This window comes from Aureitalea marina (assembly GCF_002943755.1).
Classification (GTDB): domain Bacteria; phylum Bacteroidota; class Bacteroidia; order Flavobacteriales; family Flavobacteriaceae; genus Aureitalea; species Aureitalea marina.
In genome coordinates this window covers 2,428,980-2,451,384 of record NZ_MQUB01000001.1, presented here as the reverse complement: position 1 = coordinate 2,451,384, position 22,405 = coordinate 2,428,980, and the positions used below count along the sequence as shown (strand labels likewise).

21 protein-coding genes and 1 tRNA gene are annotated in these 22,405 nt (G+C 45.1%); 5 read left to right on the top strand and 17 right to left on the bottom strand.

Annotation, left to right across the window (positions count from 1 at the left end):
* The 4 genes from BST85_RS11200 to BST85_RS11185 form a co-directional block, all read right to left on the bottom strand.
* A complete protein-coding gene (locus tag BST85_RS11200; protein WP_104813324.1) occupies positions 1 to 2,142 on the bottom strand; it encodes a glycoside hydrolase family 97 protein in 2,142 nt (713 codons plus the stop codon).
* A gap of 84 nt (positions 2,143 to 2,226) precedes the next feature.
* Complete coding sequence (locus BST85_RS11195) at positions 2,227 to 3,210, bottom strand: HupE/UreJ family protein (RefSeq protein ID WP_104813323.1); 984 nt, start codon at positions 3,208 to 3,210, stop codon at positions 2,227 to 2,229.
* Positions 3,207 to 4,082, bottom strand: coding sequence for a peptidyl-prolyl cis-trans isomerase (locus BST85_RS11190; RefSeq protein ID WP_104813322.1), 876 nt, complete (start codon positions 4,080 to 4,082; stop codon positions 3,207 to 3,209). The genes BST85_RS11195 and BST85_RS11190 overlap by 4 nt, the downstream gene beginning before the upstream one ends.
* 14 nt (positions 4,083 to 4,096) lie before the next feature.
* Positions 4,097 to 5,974 carry a DUF3604 domain-containing protein gene (locus tag BST85_RS11185; RefSeq protein WP_104813321.1) on the bottom strand — a complete coding sequence of 626 codons (1,878 nt, stop codon included), beginning with the start codon at positions 5,972 to 5,974 and terminating at the stop codon, positions 4,097 to 4,099.
* Positions 5,975 to 6,127: 153 nt separating this feature from the next.
* Between BST85_RS11185 and BST85_RS11180 the strand changes: the two genes are divergently transcribed.
* Both BST85_RS11180 and BST85_RS11175 read left to right on the top strand, forming a co-directional pair.
* A complete protein-coding gene (locus BST85_RS11180) occupies positions 6,128 to 6,307 on the top strand; it encodes a hypothetical protein (RefSeq protein WP_104813320.1) in 180 nt (59 codons plus the stop codon).
* Positions 6,308 to 6,313: 6 nt separating this feature from the next.
* On the top strand, positions 6,314 to 6,715 hold the full coding sequence (locus tag BST85_RS11175; RefSeq protein WP_104813319.1) for a DUF6134 family protein: 402 nt from the start codon (positions 6,314 to 6,316) through the stop codon (positions 6,713 to 6,715).
* 10 nt (positions 6,716 to 6,725) lie between these two features.
* Here BST85_RS11175 and speB read toward each other — a convergent pair whose 3' ends face one another.
* The 4 genes from speB to BST85_RS11155 all read right to left on the bottom strand — a co-directional run bounded on the left by speB (position 6,726) and on the right by BST85_RS11155 (position 9,353).
* On the bottom strand, positions 6,726 to 7,505 hold the full coding sequence (speB, locus tag BST85_RS11170) for an agmatinase (protein ID WP_104813318.1): 780 nt from the start codon (positions 7,503 to 7,505) through the stop codon (positions 6,726 to 6,728).
* Positions 7,502 to 7,879: a hypothetical protein gene (locus tag BST85_RS11165; protein ID WP_104813317.1), complete on the bottom strand. Its 378-nt coding sequence runs from the start codon at positions 7,877 to 7,879 to the stop codon at positions 7,502 to 7,504. The genes speB and BST85_RS11165 overlap by 4 nt, the downstream gene beginning before the upstream one ends.
* A gap of 61 nt (positions 7,880 to 7,940) precedes the next feature.
* Complete coding sequence (locus tag BST85_RS11160; protein WP_104813316.1) at positions 7,941 to 8,819, bottom strand: PIG-L family deacetylase; 879 nt, start codon at positions 8,817 to 8,819, stop codon at positions 7,941 to 7,943.
* Positions 8,820 to 8,837: 18 nt separating this feature from the next.
* Positions 8,838 to 9,353 (bottom strand): DUF6265 family protein, encoded by a 516-nt coding sequence (locus tag BST85_RS11155; RefSeq protein ID WP_219842121.1) that lies wholly within the window; start codon positions 9,351 to 9,353, stop codon positions 8,838 to 8,840.
* 187 nt (positions 9,354 to 9,540) lie between these two features.
* On the opposite strand from BST85_RS11155, the gene BST85_RS11150 reads away from it, so the two are divergent.
* Positions 9,541 to 10,668, top strand: coding sequence for a saccharopine dehydrogenase family protein (locus tag BST85_RS11150; RefSeq protein WP_104813315.1), 1,128 nt, complete (start codon positions 9,541 to 9,543; stop codon positions 10,666 to 10,668).
* A 9-nt stretch (positions 10,669 to 10,677) separates the two neighbouring features.
* Here the strand turns inward: BST85_RS11150 and BST85_RS11145 are convergent, their stop codons facing one another.
* The 3 genes from BST85_RS11145 to BST85_RS11135 form a co-directional block, all read right to left on the bottom strand.
* Positions 10,678 to 12,552, bottom strand: coding sequence for a mechanosensitive ion channel domain-containing protein (locus BST85_RS11145; RefSeq protein WP_104813314.1), 1,875 nt, complete (start codon positions 12,550 to 12,552; stop codon positions 10,678 to 10,680).
* Between the two features lie 63 nt (positions 12,553 to 12,615).
* Positions 12,616 to 13,704: a DUF6515 family protein gene (locus tag BST85_RS11140; protein ID WP_104813313.1), complete on the bottom strand. Its 1,089-nt coding sequence runs from the start codon at positions 13,702 to 13,704 to the stop codon at positions 12,616 to 12,618.
* An 18-nt stretch (positions 13,705 to 13,722) separates the two neighbouring features.
* The gene (locus BST85_RS11135) at positions 13,723 to 14,466 is read right to left on the bottom strand and encodes a DUF2092 domain-containing protein (RefSeq protein ID WP_181040010.1); all 744 of its coding nucleotides are present in this window, start codon (positions 14,464 to 14,466) and stop codon (positions 13,723 to 13,725) included.
* Between the two features lie 143 nt (positions 14,467 to 14,609).
* Here BST85_RS11135 and BST85_RS11130 point away from each other — a divergent pair, with 143 nt between their 5' ends.
* Entirely contained in the window at positions 14,610 to 15,026 is a 417-nt protein-coding gene (locus BST85_RS11130) for a hypothetical protein (protein ID WP_146090708.1), read from the top strand.
* A gap of 3 nt (positions 15,027 to 15,029) precedes the next feature.
* Here BST85_RS11130 and BST85_RS11125 read toward each other — a convergent pair whose 3' ends face one another.
* The 3 genes from BST85_RS11125 to BST85_RS11110 form a co-directional block, all read right to left on the bottom strand.
* Positions 15,030 to 15,560, bottom strand: a complete 531-nt coding sequence (locus tag BST85_RS11125; protein ID WP_104813310.1) for a DUF6705 family protein — start codon at positions 15,558 to 15,560, stop codon at positions 15,030 to 15,032.
* Complete coding sequence (locus tag BST85_RS11120; RefSeq protein ID WP_104813309.1) at positions 15,557 to 16,192, bottom strand: DUF6705 family protein; 636 nt, start codon at positions 16,190 to 16,192, stop codon at positions 15,557 to 15,559. The genes BST85_RS11125 and BST85_RS11120 overlap by 4 nt, the downstream gene beginning before the upstream one ends.
* Positions 16,193 to 16,946: 754 nt before the next feature.
* Positions 16,947 to 17,020: transfer RNA gene (locus BST85_RS11110), tRNA-Ala, on the bottom strand.
* Between the two features lie 146 nt (positions 17,021 to 17,166).
* Between BST85_RS11110 and BST85_RS11105 the strand changes: the two genes are divergently transcribed.
* Positions 17,167 to 17,391: a hypothetical protein gene (locus tag BST85_RS11105; protein ID WP_104813307.1), complete on the top strand. Its 225-nt coding sequence runs from the start codon at positions 17,167 to 17,169 to the stop codon at positions 17,389 to 17,391.
* Here BST85_RS11105 and BST85_RS11100 read toward each other — a convergent pair.
* From BST85_RS11100 to BST85_RS11090, 3 genes are all read right to left on the bottom strand, one after another.
* Positions 17,388 to 18,218 carry an alpha/beta hydrolase family protein gene (locus BST85_RS11100; RefSeq protein ID WP_104813306.1) on the bottom strand — a complete coding sequence of 277 codons (831 nt, stop codon included), beginning with the start codon at positions 18,216 to 18,218 and terminating at the stop codon, positions 17,388 to 17,390. The two genes, BST85_RS11105 and BST85_RS11100, sit on opposite strands and share 4 nt — an antisense overlap.
* Position 18,219: 1 nt before the next feature.
* Positions 18,220 to 20,928 (bottom strand): PD-(D/E)XK nuclease family protein, encoded by a 2,709-nt coding sequence (locus BST85_RS11095; RefSeq protein WP_104813305.1) that lies wholly within the window; start codon positions 20,926 to 20,928, stop codon positions 18,220 to 18,222.
* 62 nt (positions 20,929 to 20,990) lie between these two features.
* On the bottom strand, positions 20,991 to 22,376 hold the full coding sequence (locus BST85_RS11090) for an OmpA family protein (protein ID WP_104813304.1): 1,386 nt from the start codon (positions 22,374 to 22,376) through the stop codon (positions 20,991 to 20,993).
* Positions 22,377 to 22,405: the final 29 nt, after the last annotated feature.

Here is a 22,405-nt window from a genome sequence, read left to right as displayed (position 1 = left end):
TTAATTGTTGATCAACAGACTGATCGCAAGACCACCGCCTGCTGCCAGATCAAAATTCATGGAAGACTCCCGGTCAATTTCGATCTCCTCTATGGTTAAGGCCGTTGGGTTATCTGCGTAATGCGCGTTTTGGGCATCTCGATAGACCCTGGCGGTATAGCTTACACCTTGTGGCAGGAAGTCGAAGCTTACACTAATTTCTCGCGCTTGCTCATTGGTGATACTTCCCAGGAACCAGTTGCCACTTTCACGCTCTTCTCTGGCAATGGTGACGAACTCGCCTACTTCTCCGTTCAGAACAACAGACTGTTCCCAATCTACCCCCACATCCTGTATAAACTGCAATCCAGGCTGCCCTTCATAATTCTCAGGCAGATCACAGGCCATTTGTATTGGGCTATAGATCACAACGTACAGGGCCAGCTGTTGAGCCAAAGTGGTGTTGATCTGATTGTTGGGTTTGGTGGGCAGGTCTATATCAAATACCCCGGGAGTGAAATCGATTGGCCCAGCCAACATTCGGGTGAATGCAACAATTGGCAAGTGCTCCGGAGGGTTACCGCCATCGCTGGCCCAGGCGTTGAATTCCTGCCCGCGTAGTCCTTCCCTGGAGATGGCGTTGGGGTAGGTCCTTCTCAATCCGGTAGCCTTTATTGGCTCGTGCGCATTAATGGCCACTTGGTACTTTGCAGCGATCTCCAAGGCCCGTCTGTAGTGGTTAACCATGTACTGATTGTGATGATACTCTCCCTTGGGGATGATCTTACCTACATATCCTGTTTTCACAGAATGACTACCTAACTGCTGCATGAGCTGATAAGCGGCCTCAATCTGTTTATCATATGTTCCGGTTGCGGCAGAGGTTTCGTGGTGCATGATCAGTTCGACTCCTTTTTCATTTCCGTAACGAGCGACTTCTTGTATATCGTAATCGGGATATGGCGTGAGGAAATCAAAAACGCCTTCCCGGTCCTCAAAACCAATCCATCGTTCCCAACCGGTATTCCATCCTTCTACCAAGAGGCCGGACATATTATTGGCTGCTGCAAAATCGATGTAGCGCTTTGCATTTTCTGTGGTAGCACCATGACGGCCGTGTGCTTGCCCCGTATCCTCCCAAGGGCCATCGCCTTCCCGGGTCATGCCGTAGTCCCATCTGGATTTATCCAGGTGCATTTCCCACCAAATACCAACGTATTTCATGGGTTTAAACCAACTGACATCTCCCAGTTTGTTGGGTTCATTCAAGTTTACGATGAGGTTTGAAGCAATCAAGTCCTTAGCTTCTTCGGCAATTTGTATGGTTCTCCAAGGTGTTTTGAATGGCGTGGTTCGCTTTACTTTGTATTCGGTATTTTCTGAACCTACCAAAATACTGGTCATACTCATCTGGTCCGCATTCACTCCCAGGGTCATACCTGCGTAATCGGTCAAATTTGCTTCGTGAAAGCTCAGGTGAAGTCCGGTGTCGGTGCGCATGGTTACCGGGGTATTTACAGCATTGTGCGGTATGTAAGTCGCAGCGAGATTGGGGTGATCTCTTTTGGAGATCGCATCGATATCTGTGAAAGAAGTCGTATTGTAAACGTGTTCATAGATGTCCCAATCACCGGGGATCCACCAGCTTTTATGATCACCAGTCAGGCGAAATTCTGTTTGCTCTTCCTCAATTTCAACTTCATTTAGCCCATCCTGCTCCGGGAATTCATAGCGAAAAGCGATTCCATCATCATAAGCCCGGAAGGCGATATTCAATAGCCGATTAGGCGGAGAGGTTTCTCGAAGCTGAATCTTTAAGCGGTTGTAGTTATTGATCACTTCTCGCTGCTCTCCCCAAGGCATTTCCCAGGTCTCGGAGCGGTCCTTGATATTTGTTTCCACAATCTCGAAACTCCCCTTAAGTTCAGCCTGGTCCAAAAACTGGAACCCCAGGGTGGAGGGCAGGATCACTTCTTGATCCCCGTGATTTACAGAATAAGTGGGTTGCCCGGTTTTCGATAGGCTAAACACAATGGTATTATTCCCGTCCGGTGAACTGACGGTTGTAAGCTGCTCGTTAGATTCCTCTTGCTGACAGGCAGTGAAGGCCACTAACACTACAAGAAGGGCTGCTCGTTTTAAATTTTGTGTAGCGATTATCATGACGATGATTTTTATTGGCGGTAGAATGCCAGGCCGAAGGTCGGACTAGTAAAGCTAAAAAAACGAGCTCAATAAGGCAATAAGTTAGGCCCAAAAGCCAAGCACACGATCGATCACCCAGTAGGCTGCCACCCCTCCAATTAAGTAAGCCGGAACTTTTTGCATGGCCGGACTCCAACCCTTGAATTTTTTGAGTAGATAGATCAAACCGAGTACCACTAGGACAAAGGCGATCTGCCCCAATTCCACACCTATGTTGAAAAAGGCCAGCGCCAATGGAATATCAGATTGAGGTAATCCGATATCCATCAAGGCTCCCGCAAAACCAAAGCCATGTAGCAGTCCAAAAGTGAAAGCCACTAACCAAGGCTTTCGGCTGGTCAAGGTAGCCTCCCCATTAATATTCTTGATAATCTCCAAGGCCAGGAATACAATGCTTAGTGCGATCACAGTTTCTACAGGAGGGCCTGGCAGATTGGCATATCCCAGAACCGCCATGCTCAGCGTGATACTATGCGCCAAGGTGAAGGCCGTTATGGTCTTCACTATCTTTTTAAACCCCACCGTTATGATGATCAGGGCTAGAACAAATAGCAAGTGATCTATTCCAAATAAGATATGTTCTACACCCAAAATGGTGTAGGTCTTGATTACCTCCCAACTGCTGGATTCACCGGGAATGATTATTTGATCATTATCCGGTTGCAGCATAAATACCACGGTTTCTTCGTTGAGGTATTCCACCCGTACTAAGGCATCTATCAAGGTATTGGAAAGCCCTTCTATATAGAGGTTTTGTCCTCGCAGATCATCAGGGAATTCAAGTTGGTAACGAAATATGATAGAGTTGTTTAGTGATTGTGGCGCTTGCAAAGGCGTAACCTTTGGGTTGCCGGTAAAAACCAGACGAAGTTTGGGAGCTGCTTCCCCCATACTGGGGATCTTCCAATAGGCCTGGTAAGTATTCTGCTCTATTTGTACGATCTGTAAATAGGCGGGTCGGATCTCATGGGCATGCCCAACTAGACCGAAGAAAAGGAATAAACCGACCAGCAGCGCTCTTTTCATTCCTGTAGATCATTTCTAATGATCTCTTCCACACCAGAGAGTTCTTCAGCCTGGAAGTCGAAAACAAGCTCATACTGACTCAATAATTCTTTGAATATGGAAGCTTTCAGTTCGCCCTGGCGGACATAATTCAGATCGGCCAAGACTTCTTCTCTCACCTCGTCAAGTGGAGGGGTTTTGGGAGCTACAACATCTTCCAGGTAAACTAAATGGTAACCGTAACCGGAACTGATAGGTCCAACCCAGCTTCCGGTTTGCAATTGTTGCATGCTGATCAGGAATTCGGTTCCTAGTTGTCTCCTGAGATTGAAGTCCGTGATCTTCTCGTAATAATATTTTAAAGCTATCGGATCACCCTCGGTCCGCATCTCGGAAAAACTCTTGCCATTGCTGGCATCCAGGACAAATCGTGCTCGTTCCTTAGGGTCTTCACCGGAGTCTAGACTAAAATAGATCTGGTAGAAACTGTAAAAAGCCGGGGTCTGAAACTTCTCTGAATTGTTGTCCAAATGTAACTGCAGTTCGTCCTCGGATGGCTGGACCATGTCCGCGAGATCGTTGGAGAGAAACTGCATTTTCTGGGATAGTCTTCTTTTGATGATCTCGTCATTGTGATCCAGGTTCAGCCGAAGCCCTTCCTGATAGAACACTTCCTGCTGGATCATTTCACCCATCAATCCGCTCAATTCCTGAGCATTCGGAGGCCGGTTCCATTGCAATTCGAATTTGGAAACGATCTCGTTTATATCAGAATCGTCAATCAGTATTTGATTTTCGGATTCTTGCTCGGGACTAACGATCCAATAAAGTAAAAAGAGCGCTACTCCAATCAGGGCGAAGTGGAGTAGCGGCTCCTGTAAAAGTCTTTTCATTGACTATCTGTTCTTTACATGGGCGAATACCAGATGGGCGAAGTATACCCCCGCTGGGTCATGGTCATTGGGACATTATCCGGCATCTCAGCTCCTAGGTTGACTTTGTCGTAAAGTGTCCATCTGGGGGTAGGGATCTCCAGCACGCGAACATAGTAAAAAGCCTCCTGTGAAGGATCAAAATCAGGGTCTGTCCATACAGTGCTCAATTCTGGGGCTCCGGAAGAGTTGTCCCAGGTTGCATCTTTAACATTGACCGTGTTGGCTACTAAAGGAACCTTTCCGTTGGCATCCATCTGACGATCGCCACTCCAAACAACGTCGTACACTTTTTCACCTGTAGTTCCATCGGCATTGAGCCAGCCTTTTACGATCTGAATCCGATCCAGGCTCCCGTAATCGGGATCCATAAGGGTGTGAACAATAAATGAAGGAGTTTTGTCTACTCCATTCTTCAGATCGCCTCCCATGGGCACACCTCGCTCGTAACCATTGGCCACCCAATCTCCTTCCAGATCAGCATCAGTAAAGTCCCAGCCTCCAAAGAAACGGATCTTCATACGGGAACCGGTAGTACCGTAAGTTTCTCTACGCATCATGGCGTCGAAAAGAGATTCCCTGGTATTTTCTTGTGCCCAGACCGCCGCGTAACCGGAGGCGACCGTTTGCCAGGTTATTATACTGGCCAATTCAGATTCGATAAACGGGTGTTCCCATCTTTCTTTGTAGGGCTCTACATTGGCCGCCTTTCCAAAGAAATTGGGATCATCTGCGGTAGCCAAAGAAGTATGGGCATCAGTACTACCGATAAAGCCCATTTTGTATGGGTTAACACCTAAAGATCCTTTAAACTGAAGTCCCATTTTTAGCGCAGATCGGGCGTATTCGCCTTCCAGCATTTCATTGGTCTTCACGGCAGATAGATCCAGGTTTCCGAAATCCCAGTTCTCGAAATCTGCAAATTCATCATTGGGCGAAAGGAAGGGGTGAGCCTCCCCATCTCCTTTGATCTGGGTGATCTCATATATGGGTTCCCATCGTTGACGTCGTTGCACATAGTCCAAGTCAAATGGGTCTCCGTCTACTGTTGTACGGGCAAACATGATCCCGTTACTCAGGTTTCCATTGTGTGGAATTGCCAAGACCTGGCCTCCGGTCTTGTCCTCATAACTCTGCAGGTTCTCCCAAAGTTTTTCTGGATCCGGACTTCCACCTACATCCGCTATATAAGGTAAATGACCAATAGTCTTTTCTCCGTTGTCCCTATAAATAACAACACGGTGCAAGTTGTTCCCGGCTATTAGGGAAGTCCACTCATAGCCGATGAAGGCGGTAAATTTACCTGGTTGATTATGCTTTTCGGCCCCATCTATAGTAATCTTCCAAACAGACTCCATGAGTTCTGGGGTGTTGGGATTCATTTCCATGGTCCCCTGAGAAAAATTCTTGATCAAATCTACAGCAGCTTCTGCACCTTTGCCTTCATCTATCAGATCGGCCCATTTTCTGCCTTGTTCAAATTCCATCACCCATTCTTCGTTGTTCATCAATGCCTGGAATAATCCCATACCGTCAGAATGGTCAGCGACCACCAGGAAATCTAAGGGTTTTGAAAGTTTAGCCGTAACGCCAGAGGAGGAGGTCACTTCCTCTCCTTTGGCAAAGCGATAGGCATCGTCTACGGACAAACGGTTTCCAAAGGCACCGGCATCCATAGAAAGCTCGGTGTGCAGGTGGGTGTCTCCGAAGTAGACCTCAGTGGGATACCCTTTGTCTGTGGTTGAATTTGTTGTTTCGGTGGATTCCTCCATGGCCGGTTCAGCTTGATCGGCCTCCTGGTTTTTACAGCCAACTAGCACGAGAAGTGCTAAGGCCAAATAATGTGGTTTCATATTTACGAGAGTAGATTATACTTAAAATTACGACAATATTGTGAGTATACATATTGATCATTGGGTGCTTCTATCGAAATAAGAATTAAATCCTTAGGTCAATTGATGTTAGAAATTCCTATTTTCCATTCGAATTCTTAATATTCAGATCTGATGCGACTCTCTTTATTACTGCCACTGGTACTTCTGTCTGCTTCGCTTATTGCACAAGAGGGCCAGCACAAGAACATAATTGATATATTCCACAAAGGAGAGGACATCGGGGATTTGACAGCCTCCAAACGAGTCAATGGAAACTCCGTGACCTATAGAGTACAGACTGATATCACCTAAAGGATCTTGACCATAAAGAAATGCCATTATGATCTTCAGGTAGAATACATTGATGGGGTCCTACACGAAAGTGACTACGAACTTTACCTCAATGACAAATTGGATAAATGGGTAAAAGTGCAGGATACAGGAGGTAAAATGGTAGGGTCTAAGAATGGCAAGAATTCTGTGGATCTCGGGGATGAGATCACCTATAGTTCCTCTCTTTTTTTCTTCAAAGAACCAAAAGGCGTTAAATCTACTTTTTCAGAATCCAACATGAAGACTCCCTCCGTAAGTGAGGAATCCGATTCACCGGGGGTGTATTTGTTGGATAAAAGTAAAGGGTCCTACCACTACGATAACGGAAAGCTGATGAAAGTGGTTGTGAAAGATGTCATTAATTTGGAAATGGTTCGCAGGCAATAGATTCATGAATCTACTTGACCAACTTGGCCATCAATTCCTTAAACAGCTTAGCGCCTAAATAGGCCGTACGCTGATCAATATCTCGTTCTGGATTGTATTCCACCAAGTCACAACCAACTAATTCTACATCCAGATTTTGGATCAACCGAATGAGTTCTCTAGTACTAAATCCGCCAGGTTCATGATGGGAAACCCCAGGAGCGAAAGCGGGATCGAGGGCATCCATATCCAAGGTGATATAGATTGGACGGTCAAATTTTAGTTCCGGCCAATCGTATTTATGCCGCATTTCATGAATCTCTACTCCGAATCGAGCTGCCTGCTTTTGCTGATGGGGGCTCAGGGTTCTGATGCCTACCTGTACCATGCGACCCACTAAACCTTCTTCCATGATCCTGGCCATTGGACACGCATGTGAAAATCGATCACCCTCGTAATCCTCGTACAGATCGGTATGGGCATCAATGTGTAAAAGGTCAAACTTTAGACCTGCTTCAAAATGAGCCTTTACTATGGGATAAGTGACCGAATGGTCTCCTCCCAGACTAAAGAGTTTCTCTCCTTTTGCCAGGTTTTCGCGGCTTGTTTCCAAGATTTGGTGATAGTCTGATAAGTGAAAATCCCCCAGATCAGTAATATCGAGACTTTCAAGGTTGGTCCCATCTTCTGCGCAGAGGTTCATGGATCCGGATCCCAATGCCTGTCGTATACCTGCCGGTCCTTTTGCCGGCCCTTTCAGGAAGGAAGACTTGGCGTCGTAGGCTATTCCTTGAACAATTATTTTGCTCATTCGTTAGGACTAATAGCGTCCGGTCCTGGGTGTAATATCATTCGGGAGTCTCCCTGCCAGGCCTCCACGGTAATCTCTCCCAGTTCGGGAATTGGACTTACCCTTAATGTGATAACATCCTGTTTGCTGGAGAATTGGTGAAGCTCGATCCAACCACCCATAAGCTTGTATTGAACTGCCCCGTCCAACTCCGCTGGGCGGTTCCATTCTATCAATAAGGTATCCTCTTCCATCTCTGTGATATTCAAGACCAAGGTACTGGGAAGGTCATTGTCCGGCGGGTTGTTGTCATCCGGCTGATCGTACTCCGAATTGTTGCCTTCACAGCCGAAAATCATCATTAAAATTGCAAAAAGACTAATCCAACGTTTCATAATCAAGTATTTAACGATCAATAAGTTACAAATTTGCTGGGTATTTTCCCATTAGGTTTAATCACTCAGGCGAAAGTTCCTCTTCGCGGAAGTATTGCCTGCCGATCCACGAATTATGAACAGAGTCCCAAGTGCTGTTGTGCTCCATGTCCGAAAGCCCAGATGCTGTTGCTCCCCAAACTCCGGCAGAGATCAGGTAATCCTCAGGGAAAACATTCATGGGCAGGGTATTGGTGTGATATTCAATGTAAAAACGGATAAACTGAACCCCTGCATCTTTGGCCAATCCTTGCATAAGGTATGATGAGTAACGATGATCGGAGTGATCACCTGGGTTGACCAGGGTATCGGTCTCGGCTATGTTGAGGCGCAAGGTATCTCCGACAGATCTTTCTTTTTGAAGCAATTCCGTGATGGTCATAGACAGGTCCCGGAAATCTTTATAGCTCGTGCTTTGGTCGACGGTTTGAATATTGGAGATCTCTCCTTTGAGCAGTTTTTGCAAACTTTTATTGTCGTGGACAGGATACCCGGGCCCGTAGTAGTTGCCATCTGGTAGCCTCAGAAAGTAGATGACCGCATTACCGTATTCCATTCGCTTAATGGGGTGCCCGTAATAGGAGACTGACGTCTCGTTGAGCTCAGTTCCCAAGGTATTGCTCCCCACCAGGGTGTTGACCATCAACCTAATGGCTCTAAGACTGCCTTCTTCTCGCGCCAGGTAATAATTGTTCTCTCCTGTTCCTGCACCCGCATCTCCGGCAGTGGTATGCAGGAAGATCACCTTATGTTGGTCTTTCTTTAAACTGTGATAGGCATTTGGATTCATAAATAGCTGCCAGTCGTCAGGGTGGGCAGACACGTATACATCGGTCATTTGAGCCTGCATGGTAAAGCTGGCAATGAATAGGACCAATACTGCGCGATAAGTTCTGAACATAATGATTAAGTTATTTCTTTATTGAAAGCGTTTGTAGGGAAACGCGATCTCATCCTTGTGGCCATCTATATCGGCTACCACATAGATGATCATTTCATCATCGGATATCCTTTCGAAGGTAAATTCGTCAAAATAGACGTGGTTTTCCTGAATTTCGACCAGTTTGAAATTGACGGTTTCATCCTTCTCCTCCCATCCTTTCAGGTCCCCATGAAAGTGTTTTAGTTTTAGTACCAGGGTCTCTTCTACCTCACTAATTGTAACAATTTCATAGAACTGAACCTCACCATCCATCACTAGCTTAAAACTACACATCATGGAGTTCCCCAAAGGAGGAGACCAGATCTCTTCTGTAATGCCGCCAAAAGCTTCTCCCCGCCAATGTCCTGCGATCCAATCGATATCTGTCAAAGTTGCTTTAGGCGAGGCCTTGGACTTATCAAAAACCTTGGTGTTTTCAAAGCCGTGTTGCGCCCAACCTGTAGCAGGGATCAAAAGCAATATCACCAAAAGGAAAGATGGAATTTTTATCATCTTGACAGATTAAATCAGGTCGAACTTTAGCTTAGAGAACAACAATTTAATAAATTAGACCACCAATCTCTGAAATGGCTAAGTTTTATATCAAATCACTTCCGTTGATGCCTTGGATCCGAATCCCCGGATTGTAGTCATTGTCTTTGATCGTAAGTTAATCAGTCACTTTTAAATTGTAAATAGTATGCACAATATAGTCGTATTGGGTGCCGGCATGGTAGGTTCTGCCATGGCCATAGACCTGGCCCAAAAACATCATGTAACGGTAACGGATAGAAGCTCCGACGTCCTTGAGAAATTGAAGCAAAGACAGCCCCAACTCAACACCGAGGTCCTGGATGTAACTCACAAGGATGATCTGGTCAAATGCATTGAGACTGCCGATTTGGTTGTTAGTGCAGTTCCTGGTTTCCTGGGTTTTGAGACTTTGAAGACGATCATTCAATCCGGTAAAAATGTAGTCGATATCGCCTTTTTCCCAGAGAATTCATTGGATCTGGATCAGTTGGCTAAGGAGCATGGGGTGACGGCCATTGTCGATTGTGGTGTGGCACCTGGGATGGACAACATTATCTTGGGTCATTACAATGAGCAAATGACCATAACAGATTTTGAATGCCTGGTGGGAGGATTGCCCAAGGTCAAGAAATGGCCTTTCGCTTACAAGGCCCCTTTTTCACCAGTCGATGTGATCGAAGAGTATACCAGGCCGGCTCGTTATGTGGAAAATGGTCAGATGATCGTCCGAGAAGCCTTGACAGATTGCGAATACGTAGAGTTTGATGGAGTTGGAACCTTGGAATCCTTTAATTCCGATGGCTTAAGGTCCTTGATTTTTACCATGGATCATATTCCCAACATGAAGGAGAAGACCTTGCGATATCCTGGTCATGTCGAGTATGTTCGGGTGTTAAAGGAGAGTGGATTCTTCAATGAGGATCCGGTGCAGGTCAATGGACAGGAGGTCACCCCCCTGGACTTTACCAGTAAGATACTCTTTAATGAGTGGAAATTAGGAGAAGACGAACCTGAGATCACAGTTATGCGAGTTAGTTTAAAGGGAACCGATAAAGACGGCAAAGCCACTGAGGTTATTTACGACTTACACGATGAGTACGATCCTGAGACTGGGATATCTTCTATGTCCAGAACTACTGGTTATACCGCCACTGCTGCTGCCAATTGGTTACTGGACGGTCACTTTGATCAGCATGGGGTTTTTCCACCGGAACTAATTGGAGGTCATCCCGGTTGTTTTGATTATTTCTTGAATCACCTTGCCCAAAGGGGAGTGCACTATACCAAAAGGTAAATAGGGATCTTATTGATCCTTTTTAGTGTTTGATACACGAAAGGAAGGGGCCTTGTAATCAGGTGGAATGTAATCAGGTGGGATTGTCAGTATATTTCCGTCCCTTGCAGCCCGGTAGTGTGGCGACAGAATCTCGACACCTGCTTCGTTGAAAGCGTCCTGAATATTGGCGTGTAATTCCGAATAAATAGCCGCCGCCTTTTCCGGTTGGTGAGTATAAGCATTGATCTGATAGCTCACATAGAAATCATCTAGTCCGGTCTGAAAAACAAAAGGGCCCGGCTCTTCCATGATCAGTTCTGTCTTTATAGCAGCACTGATCAGCAGTTTGTGCACATCACGCCAGGGCACGTCGTAACCAATTGTAATAGCCGTATTTAGGATTAATCCTCGCTCTTGGCTCGCTGCTGTATAATTGATTGTACTTCCGTTCAGAATGAAGGAGTTTGGTATGGTCACTTCTTCGTTCTTGATGGTTCGCACCCTGGTAACCAGAAGTGATTTTTCAATCACATCTCCCGTCGTTTCACCTATTTTGACCCGATCACCGATCTTAAATGCACGCATGTAGGTAATGACCAATCCGGCAATAATATTGCCAATGGCCGAAGATGAACCAAGGGATATCAACAAGCCCAGGAAAACACTTATTCCCTGGAATACCGGAGAATCACTCCCTGGGAGGTATGGGAATATGACAATAAAGGCAAACAGGTTGACCAATATCCGTATCAAGTTGAAGGTCGGTTTGGCCCAGTCTGGATAAAAGCCTGGAATTTCCAGTTTGCCCGATCTAACTTCCTCAGACAAGAATCTCAAGAATCGAATCAGGTGATGGGTGATAAAGATGATCACCGCAATGGTGATGAGGTTTGGGATGAACTCGATCAGCGCATTCCAAAAACTGGATAGCGGATCCAGTATATAACTGATCAGGGTTCTGGCGATGCCCTCTGTGGCTGGGAAAATGCTAAAAATGATTGGCAGGGCAAGATAAACCAGCAGCACTATAAAGATCCATTTACCCAGATTCAGAGCCCAAAGAACCAGTTGGCGTTGACGCGATTTGGAGAGGAACTCATAGTCCTTTAACTGGACACCATTCATGTATTTATCTGCCCGCTTAACAATCCAAAAGTTGAATCGCTTTAGCCCTTTGTTGAGGTATTTTATGCCAAAAAAGAACAACAGGATTGTGAGTACCAACCAACCTATCCGTTTCAGTAGGGCGGGAAGGCTGGTGCGCTCTTTATAGGCGATGTAACTGGACTTAAGTTTATCGGTATATGCTTTTGCGAGGGAAGCTCGTTCTTGGTTCATCCAAACGGCATCCTTGGTGGTTACCGTGTATAAGATGTCCTCCTGATGATAGACATCTGTGTTATCGTCGCTATCGACTATCCTGATCTGTTGAGGATCAAACTGTTCTTCACTGACCAGGAACTCAACCTCTTGAACGATATCATTGGCTCGTTCTCTAGGGGTATTGGGACCCAGTTTGGAATAGATCTGGAAAATGGTATCGCCAAAAATGACCACGGCCACCCCTTTGGTAACCGCTCTTAACGAATCTGCCTCCCGTTGCATACGAGCCACTTTTCGCAGCTGGGCCTTTTGCAGCGAATCGATCTGGGCCTTGATACGTTCCTTTTCGGCTTGATCGTTTGCCCGTACTTCCGCCAGCTGCTCCAAAAGGCGAGCCCGTTCGAGGCTATCGGCTATCATGCTCTGACGAGCTACTTCCAAGAGGCTATCGGTAGCAATCTCCTGTTTAGCCAGGAGGCTATCTTGTGCCAGCTCTTGTATACTGTCATTTTGACCCCTTACAGTAGAAAAGGTCATTAACAGCAGTACTATCCACAAACGATAATAAATGATGCTCATAAGCTTTTAATAGCCTCGCAAGAGTAGGTTTCAGCGAGATGTGCTATTCCGTGTCCGAACAGATCAGGACTCTTCCTTGATCTCTACGATCTCGTACATATCCTTTCCATCTACCTGTATGGGCTGATAATAGGTCTCGCCAAACACTACATAGGTTTGATCTCCTATCTTCACCTCCTCGCCACCTTCAGGCAGAGCGGGAACTATGGTGCCGGCTGTGGCCGGAACAACGGTATAACCTTCTGCGTTCTTCTCGTAGAAGGCACCACCGTAATAATAATTATTGGTGGTCTCGTTGATCTCGACCTTTTCGGCCGATTTGGGTATCTCTTCCACCGTTGCCCCAACCGGGGCCTGCACCACTTCATATCCGTCTTCAGTCTTCACGTAGTAGGTGCCTTCGTCGTAGTGGTATTCCTCTTTTTCGTTGCTGTCATTGACTATACTTACAATTATGGCAGTTGTCGCTATAGTAGCCACGAAGTATCCCCAAGGATGATAATATGGACCCCAGTAGAACGGTCTGTATGGGTGGTAGAAGTACGGATAATGGCAGTAGTAGCGGAATCCTCCCCAAACATAGGGTGGCCTAACATAAGGTCTATAACCCGCTCTGACATAAGTATTTCGCTGATTGATCGTCACATTTCTGCTATTGTCAATATTGATGTTGCGATTACTCCGATCTACATTTCTGTTGTTCGAATTTCTGTTGGTGGTTCTATTGTTAGAATTTCGAGTATTGGATCGGTCAACATTCCTGTTGTTGGTTCTGTTGCCACTTCTGTCCTTCACGTTGGATGTTCTGTTGTTAGAACGATCGGTCTTTTTATTCTCTACTCCTGCTCGGTTGTTCGTATTCCTGTTGGTAGTCCGATTAGAGGTGCTGGGTTTGGAATAGCTCCGATTATTGTTTCGCTGATGCCCGCCGTTAATGGTGGATTTCCTGTTGGATGTGGACGGACGAGAGGTCGATGGCCTGGTTGATCTATTACTGGTTGACGGTCGAGGAGTCGATCGCATAGTCCGGCCTCCGCCTCCTCGAGACGCGCCATGACCAAATCGTTGAGCCTCCATCTCTACTGGGGCCATCAAGGTCAGCAAAAGGATAAAGAAACTTATACTGAATATGTTAGATGCTGCTTTTTTCATGATTTGCGTACTTGAGGGTTATTCTTGGGCCATTATACTGATTAAACGTGCCCCGTCCGGAGGGGTGAACTCGAACATAGGATTGGGGAGTTCTACTCCCAGTTCCCATGCCTTAAAAGTCGCCGACACCGATCTGGGCTGATCTCCTTTGATGGTATAAGCATACATCTGTGGCATATAGAAGCCATCATTGCCTATCCATAACTGGAAGATCAATTGACGATTTTCTGCTACTACATGGAAGTAGTCTTTGCCATCAACCTGTTTCATTCCGGCAAATTTTACCCGATCAAAAGCATCGATCACATCATCTGTGAACGAAGGGTAGAACAGATCGGCTGCTGGAAATCGCATCCCAAAGGTCACGTGCAGACTGTCTATTGTCGCCATACTGGTATTGGGAGTAGGTAATACAACGTAATTGTTTTCGTCAAAGGAATAGTACGTTAAAGTCTCCCCGTTATACCAATAGCCTTTGTTTCCTTTATGTCCCCTGCTCCTGATCGCAAATCGATCCGGCCCTTTAAAATACGAAGTGGTATGGGTCCTTCTTCGTTCGACCATACCGTCGTCATTGATGAAGTCTTCATCTTTGACCAACTGGAAGGCGCAAGATTCTATTTCCCCGATCACATCGCTCATCTTGTCAAGTATATCGACGGCAACCTGGTCGATGTCTTTATCGGATTGGGAATGGACATGATTACTCAGCCCAAAGATCAGAAATACACTAAGGGCTAAAATGAGATGTTTCTTTTTCACAATGGAGTTAATTAGGTGAAATTTAAAGATATAACGAAATTCTGGCTTCTTAAAATAATTAGACCACATGAAGCTAGTTTGGGTCTTAATTGAATTACGGTATGATGCTTGTATTCTTCAATTCGGACTAATAATGTCTTTAGATGCATAAATCTTTAATGGTATTGGCGCTACTATCGTGTTTACTTTGTTCTGCACAGGAAGGTTGTCTGGACTCGTCGGAGAAGAATAAGCTATTAAAGGTCTTTTTCCATCATCCATATGTTTCCAAAGAATATGTCCATGCCGAATTGCCAGAACGTGTGCCCCTAACATTTTATAGGAGCCAATACTTTACCGATGAGTTTGATCTTGAGCTTTTTGGTAAACCGATTGTTTTGGCGGACTCTAAAGAAAAGCCCGATCTGATTGACCTTAAAATTTTGAGAGTGGATTGCGATTCAACCAGCTACACCATCAGTGTTTACTTTAAAGCCGAAAATGCCGAGGTAACAGCGAGGCTGTTTCCGGATGATTCGTGTGTTTATCGGGTCGACTTTTTGAAGGAGGTGGAGTATTGAGAGTCATTGTTTAATTAGCATTACCGATTCAGGCAGGGCCCAGGCCAGTCCATTTCCATAATTGATTTTGACACCATTGCTATTCCATAAATTCATGGTGGCTGTATTTGATGAAACCAATACGAATTCGCCAACCTTGCTAGTTTCACTAACTACGTCCTCGATAACTACTTTATAGGATAATTCTTCCGAAAAGTGCAACGTTAACTTGCTGTTTGGTATTGGTTGGATCTGCTGAACCGACGCAATAACTTCGCCATTTTCAACATAGGTGTACTTTCCAAATACTACATCATAATAGGCGGTACTTTTATTGGGATAATGAAACATTTCAAATTCCTGAAGAACTATTTCAAATGAAGAATTCTCGTTCTCCCAACGCCAGGTGCCAACTATATCATTGTGATGTTCATCAATGTCCTTTACATAATATTTGCTTTCAACCATATCATGAGTGCCCAATGGGTAGATTGTTTGGGCCTTACAGGATATTATGCTGAGTGCTGCGATTAAAAGGATTGAAGTTTTGGTCATTGCTTTACCAATGTGTAAGTCCCATACTGCATAGTGAGTAAAGCCGGTGCATCTGGATTGGGGTTGTCCTCGTCATAAACATACATTTGACGGAGGTTCAATTGAATCGTTTCTTGCCCATTTGAGATGACATGTCTAAGAACTGCTTTATTCCTGATATAATTGAAGTTTGGGTCTTCCAAATAAACACTAACTCTTCTTTCGGAGTCTGAGCAATAATCACAAATTGGTATGCTCGTTGAGCCAAATATGTCATTGCCTGTAATACTGAAACCCCAGTTTTCTACATCGGGATCAGCAAAGCGTCCTAATAAGTTGATTAGTTCTTTACCATTTTCGGTGTAAACCATTTCACCAATTAGTAAATCCGTGTAGTGTCTATGCTCTTTGTTGTTAAGGTTGAAAACAATCAGTTCTTCTTTAAGTAGTCTTAGCTCTATTTTCCAGCTAACTGAGTCCTTGGACCATAACCAAGTTCCAACAAATTTGTCTAGGTCGCCTTGAGTGTCTTTATAATAGGCGTTGTAGGTCTCTCCATATTCTTCTCCTTCAAATAAGCCAATGACAGGAGATTGAGCCCAAATGCTGCTCATGGTTAAGAGAGCCAGAATTGTTAGTGTATTTCTACCCATAGTCTGGTCAAATTAGAGAAAATTGGGGATTAAGCGAGGGCGTTTTGGGCGAATTGGTTGTCGTGTTTCGCGAAAACGTGGTTTTGATTAGGGAAGTAGTCAAGAAACCACAAAGCGGATTGATTTTGTTTCACAAAATCGGCCGCAGTGACTCCGCTGCTGCAAATCCAAAAAACCCATGATGCTTCGCGGATTACATGTTGTGATCCAAAATGAAACGCCATAATGCAAATCATAACTCAGCCGCTTTGCGGAACACATCTCGAATTCCCTATTCACTCCCAAGTAAACTTGTCGTGATTCGTGAATTTGATCTGCTACTTCGTTGAGTTGTGTTTAGATTGAGTAAGGAGCGGATTAACTCCGTTGGTCCGCAGTGATTCCGCTCCTGCAAATCCGAAAAACCCATGATGCGAAGCGGATTACATGTTGTGATCCAAAATGAAACGCCATAATGCAAATCATAACTCAGCCGCTTTGCGGAACACATCTCAAATTCCCTATTCACTCCCAAGTAAACTTGTCGTGATTCGTGAATTTGATCTGCTACTTCGTTGAGTTGTGTTTAGATTGAGTAAGGAGCGGATTAACTCCGTTGGTCCGCAGTGATTCCGCTCCTGCAAATCCGAAAAACCCACGGCACTTTCAGTGCCGTTTGGGGGTTTTTTATGACCTCCATGAACTCAAGCAAGCTTGGTTCATTTCGGCCATAAAAAAACCCACACTTTTCAGTGCGGGTTTTTCGGGTTTGATGTGGAGAAGAGCGGACTCGAACCGCCGACCTCTTGACTGCCAGTCAAGCGCTCTAGCCAACTGAGCTACATCCCCGACATTTCAGGATGCGAAAATAACAAAATTTTATCATATCGCTTATAATAAGGGCTTGCAATTTGCGTATTGATAATTGTAATTGAAATAGGCATGGTTATTGTCAAAATAGATATAAGTTTACCAAATTATAAATAGTATTAGCTATGGAATTAGTCGGAAAAGCACTGGAATTCGAAAAACGAAAGTTGTCGTTAAAAACGACCTCAGATCGCATCGTTGCATCCAGGGAGGCGAAAGATCTGATCCTTGGCCTCAATGAGATATACAAAAAGAATCAGGACCGAGAGATCATGGACCTGATGAAGCGCCTAACAGTTATCAAACGCAAGATCGAGACGCGTCTTAAAGGACGCCCACTAATCGACTAAGCGTTAATAATAAAGTCTTTAGTAAGAGCTACCGTGTCCTTCATATGGGCGGGTAGCTCTTCTTTTTTCCAGGGATGTTGCATCCCGAATACGTGATCCGCACCAGGGATAATTTCCAGCTTACTATTGCTGTTCCAACTATGGATGGCATGTGCTTCAGACAAATTGACAGTTGGGTCGTCACTGCCATGAATGATTAGTTGAGGTATTTGTAATTGACGTACTGCACGAGAAATGGTCAATCGAGCTTCGTTTTCCATAAAATCCTCGTAAAACTGCCAGTTATGAGGTAAAAATTGGCCGGTACGCGTATTTTCTATGTGAGTAATGCCTTTTTCACGCCAGAGCTCAAACTCTGGAGATCCTACCTGGAATCTGACTTTAAAATCACTTACTCCGGCCCAGGTAATGACTTTTTTGACCTGGTCTTCTTCAGCAGCTTTTAGGAGGGTGATGCCACCACCCCGGCTGTGCCCGACGAGTGCTATCCGGCGGGCCCCATATCTTTCATTGATCATCATGATCATCCGTTGAAGATCTGCCATTTCGAGACTGTAATTGTTCTCCGCAAATGCGTCTAAGTCTGGAAAATCGACTGGCTGATCTATCGTACCTCCATTGTGAGAGAAATTAAACTTGATAAAGGGCATTCCAGAAAGAGCGAATTCTTCCGCAACCAGATGCCAACCTCCCCAGTCCTTGAAGCCTTTATAGCCGTGGCAAAAGATGGTAATCAACTCTGTTTGTTCTTCGGATGGCCAGTAACTGTCCCAAAGGACAGGCCGTTTACCCCATTTATTCAGAACCTGGTTCAGCTGTATTTTCATATCAATGAACTTGTTTTTCGACAAAATGAATATCCTTATCCATAATTTCCGCGATCAGTTGCTGCAGAACCTCTTCATATTGAGTCAAAATCTGGTCGGTAATGGTTGAGGAGCCGGTACTGTCCTTAAATGGCATAAAGTCATAGCTCATTCGTTTGAAGGAGATAATGCCAGATGTATTAGCTAGTATCCCTTTCTTTTCCTTGAGCATTAAGGCATAACATAGAACCTGAAAGGCTTTGGCGTACTTATAATCTTCGATTAACTCTGCCCATTCCTTGACTTTCAGGTCGGCGGGTTCTACCGCTCCCGTCTTATAATCCACTATGCGAATATCTCCGTTGAATAGATCGATTCGATCAGCTTTACCATATATCCGAACCGGATACGTAATGTGAGGAAGGTTTAGCTCCATTTCAAGTTCTTCTTCCAGGGAAACGATCTCAAGGTTATTTCCTTTGTTCAATAGGGCTATATCAGCCTTGATCAATTGTTCAACATACCGAATAGCAACCTGGTAGATGATCAGATTCATTCCCTGGTCTGTATCTCCCTGTTTAAAGCATTGTTCAAATTGCGTCTTCACCTCGGGGGTTACTCTGCTTAACATGTCTGTCAGTCCTCGTGGTTCCAGTTGCCGTCCGATCCATGGTTTATATAGATTTTCAAGGCTATTGTGAACAACATTGCCCAGGGTATTGTAAGCCACTGTCTCTTCAACTTCCTCCAATTCCCTTATTCTTAATACTCTTTGGGCATAAAACTCCAAAGGGTTCCTGATATAGTTTGTCAGTGAAGAAGGGGAGAATCCTTTTCGGGCGATTTCTTCAAGACGCAGGTTCAAGCTACTGCTTTTCTCCACTTGCTTGGGCTCAGGGGGTTTAATATCGATAGAGGTGGTCAGCTGCAGATGTTCTATGTGATGTTGAGTAGGGGGGTCTAATTCCAGCTGGCGTAAGAATCGACTTTTTTCCATACTGCCTAGTCCTTCTGTTTGTTCCACATAGAAAAGATCGACCTCTTTGGCCCGGAACAACAACCTATAAAAATGATAGGCATACACAGCATCTTTTTCATACTGAGTAGGCAGCTCGTATTCCTTCTTGAGGTCATAAGTCAAAAAAGAACTCTGACTTTTCCCCGAAGGCAATATTCCTTCATTCACCGACAGTAATAGAACCCGTTCAAAATCCAGGCAACGCGTCTCTAAAAGCCCCATTACTTGTAACCCTTGGAAGGCATTACTCTCAAAATCGATCTGCCGTGTTCTAGCCAGTTCGAGGAACAGTTTGTGCAAGCCGGAGATCTCCTTCAGATAGGAAAGCTCTTCGTCCAGGTGTTTTAAATGAAGGAATAGTCGATATAGGCCATAGGCACTGGTCCTTATAATTTCACCCGGAGGTGCGTTCAATCTGAGAATTTCCAGCAATTCCAAGCAGCTGTCCAGAGCTGAAGTAGTCTCTTTCCAGGGGGAGAGCATTAGCTGGAGCGTGTCAACATCCAAAGGGTCCGACCACTGCAAAAGAGAGTCCAATTGCACATAGGCCAGGTTCTGTTCTTTGATTTTCTGATTAAGGCGGTCTGTGTTCTTTAGGAAGGAACTGATCGCAGAATGGTTGAGCAAGGCGTCCAGGTGCTTGTGATAAAGACTGGCCGAATTTTGTTGCTGAATGAGTAAGAGGAGTCGGAACAGATCGGTGATGGGGAAAATGGACAGTGGTGCTCCCATTGTGACATTGATCTGATCGATCTCTTTAGGTATGGCATGCAGCAATGGCATTAGGAGCTGCTCATCGGCCAGAACTACTGCTGTAGATCGAATCTCATCTGGACTTAGTTGGGAAAGAATCTGGGCCACTTGGTACACCTGGCCCAGATGGGTTTCACTTTTATTCAGTCTGATGGATTTGGGTTCTTCAAATGAACGGTGAAGGACTTCGGGCTCTTTATCCTGATAGAAGTTCCATTCCAGTTGGTATTTCCTAAAGAAGGAGGTTGCCATATGTTCCTTCCTGTCCAGAAAGTACTGGTCCATATCCCAAAATATGTGACCCATATTGTGCTGCAGCAGTTCTGTGATAATGATCTGTTCTGATGTATTCAGGGCGTTAAACCCCATGAAGATATGGGGCTTGTCCAGGTTGGCATTTATATAGTGTTCTATGTCCTCAGATGCCTTGCGATAGATCAGACCCTGATATCCCGTTTTCTCTGAGAGCAGGGTAGAGGTCAAATTTTCATATAGACTGGGGATGCTTTGCCAAAAGGCCATATAGTTGTTGACGAACTCAGTAGATTCTTCCTCCAGGTTCCAGCGTTCCATAGCCTTGATACTACTCAGGTTTGAAAAAAAAGATGTGGTGTCCAGGCAGTAACGATCCATTTCGTTCAGATCGCTGATCAGGGCAGGAGCCCAACCGCTGAATTGTTCAAAGCTTTCTTTCTTAGGAGGATTTTCTAGAGTGAGATAAGCTTGATAGGCCCGATAGTTAAGCACTGTAGGGTCGATCAGTTTCAGATCCGCAACATGCTGTATGAAATCCTCTATGCTTAGGATGGTCGGGGCAAATCCAGTCTGCTGGTATCGGGACCTTATCTCCTGCTTTAAGAAATTACCAGCGCGCTTACTGGGAAGAACGAAAATGAGGTCTTCCCAATTGTGATAAAGTTGTAGGGTTTGATCTACGACATCCTGAAGGAAACTTGGCATGTTCTAAAATAAAAAAAGCCTCCCAGAAATGGGAGGCTTTATATAGAAAGCTAATGCTTTGTTTAGTCTTCGATCAGGATGATCTCTGTACGTCTGTTAGTTCGACGTCCTTCTCTAGTGTTATTAGAGGCGATCGGACGATCTTCACCGAATCCGCGAGCAACTAGTCTGTTGGAAGCGATTCCTTTCTCGATCATGTAGGCAACAACAGCTGACGCACGTCCTTCAGACAGGGTCTGGTTGCTTTCTGCACGTCCTACGCTATCCGTGTGACCGTCGATGTAGAATCGAGACAGTGGATATTGTTTCAGGATTGCAACTGCGTTATCAAGAACAGCCATTGAAGATTCTTTCAAGGTAGTCTTACCAGTATCGAACAGGATTGTCTTAGCGTAAGCGCTCAGAGCGTTACGTACTTCCATTGTGATCTCTGGACAACCTTGGTTAGCAACAGTACCTACAGTGTCAGGACACATATCATCTTTATCTGGCACACCGTCACCGTCACGATCTGGCCATGGGCATCCGTTGTTCGCGGCTGGTCCTGGCTCGTTTGGACACTGGTCTACGTTATCTGGCACGCCGTCACCGTCACTATCAGGACATCCGTTGAATTCGGCAGGACCTGGTTGGTTAGGACAAGCGTCTTGAGGATCTGGGATACCGTCACCATCAGTGTCAGGACATCCGTTGAACTCAGCTAGACCTGGAGTGTTTGGACAAGCGTCGTTACGATCTTCGATTCCGTCACCGTCACTATCAGGACATCCGTTGAATTCTGGAAGACCAGGAGTCTCAGGACACTCATCTTCGTAATCGTAGATACCGTCACCGTCAGTGTCAGTTCCACCGAAGGTGAACATCACACCAGCAGAGTGCTGGAAGTGGATAATTCCGTAAGAATCTTCGAATGCATGCTTGTAGGTACTCTGTGTATTGATGGCCCAGTTGTCTCCAAGCCACCAGCGAATACCTACGATACCGTTAGCAGTACCAAATCCGATATCATCAACCCAGGTATAACCACCACCAATACCTAAGAATGGATCAAACCATCCTGAATTGAGAACATCTCTGAATGCGTACTTGATTTCTCCATCGACTGAGTAGTAGCTCAGGTCGTCAGCACGGAAATCCCCAACTTTGTTAATACGGTTCATGGATCCTGCTGCAGTGAAAGTCAGCCCACTTCCGATGTATCGACCAACCGATACTCTGGAAACCGAAGGAATCATATTCCAGTGGTCGTTCACATTAAAGTATTCATCGAAGAACGTACCTTTAGTCGCGGCTGGAAGTCTCCCGCTATTGCTAATGCCTACAGGGTAAGTATCAACAGCGTTGAATTCTATGCCGATAGCCCAGGGATTATTTTGATCCTGAGCATTTGCAACACCTACTCCCAATACCAGGAGGGCAGCAACTAAAAAACTGTTAAGATGTTTCATATTCGATTGTTTAATTTTTAAGTGTTAAT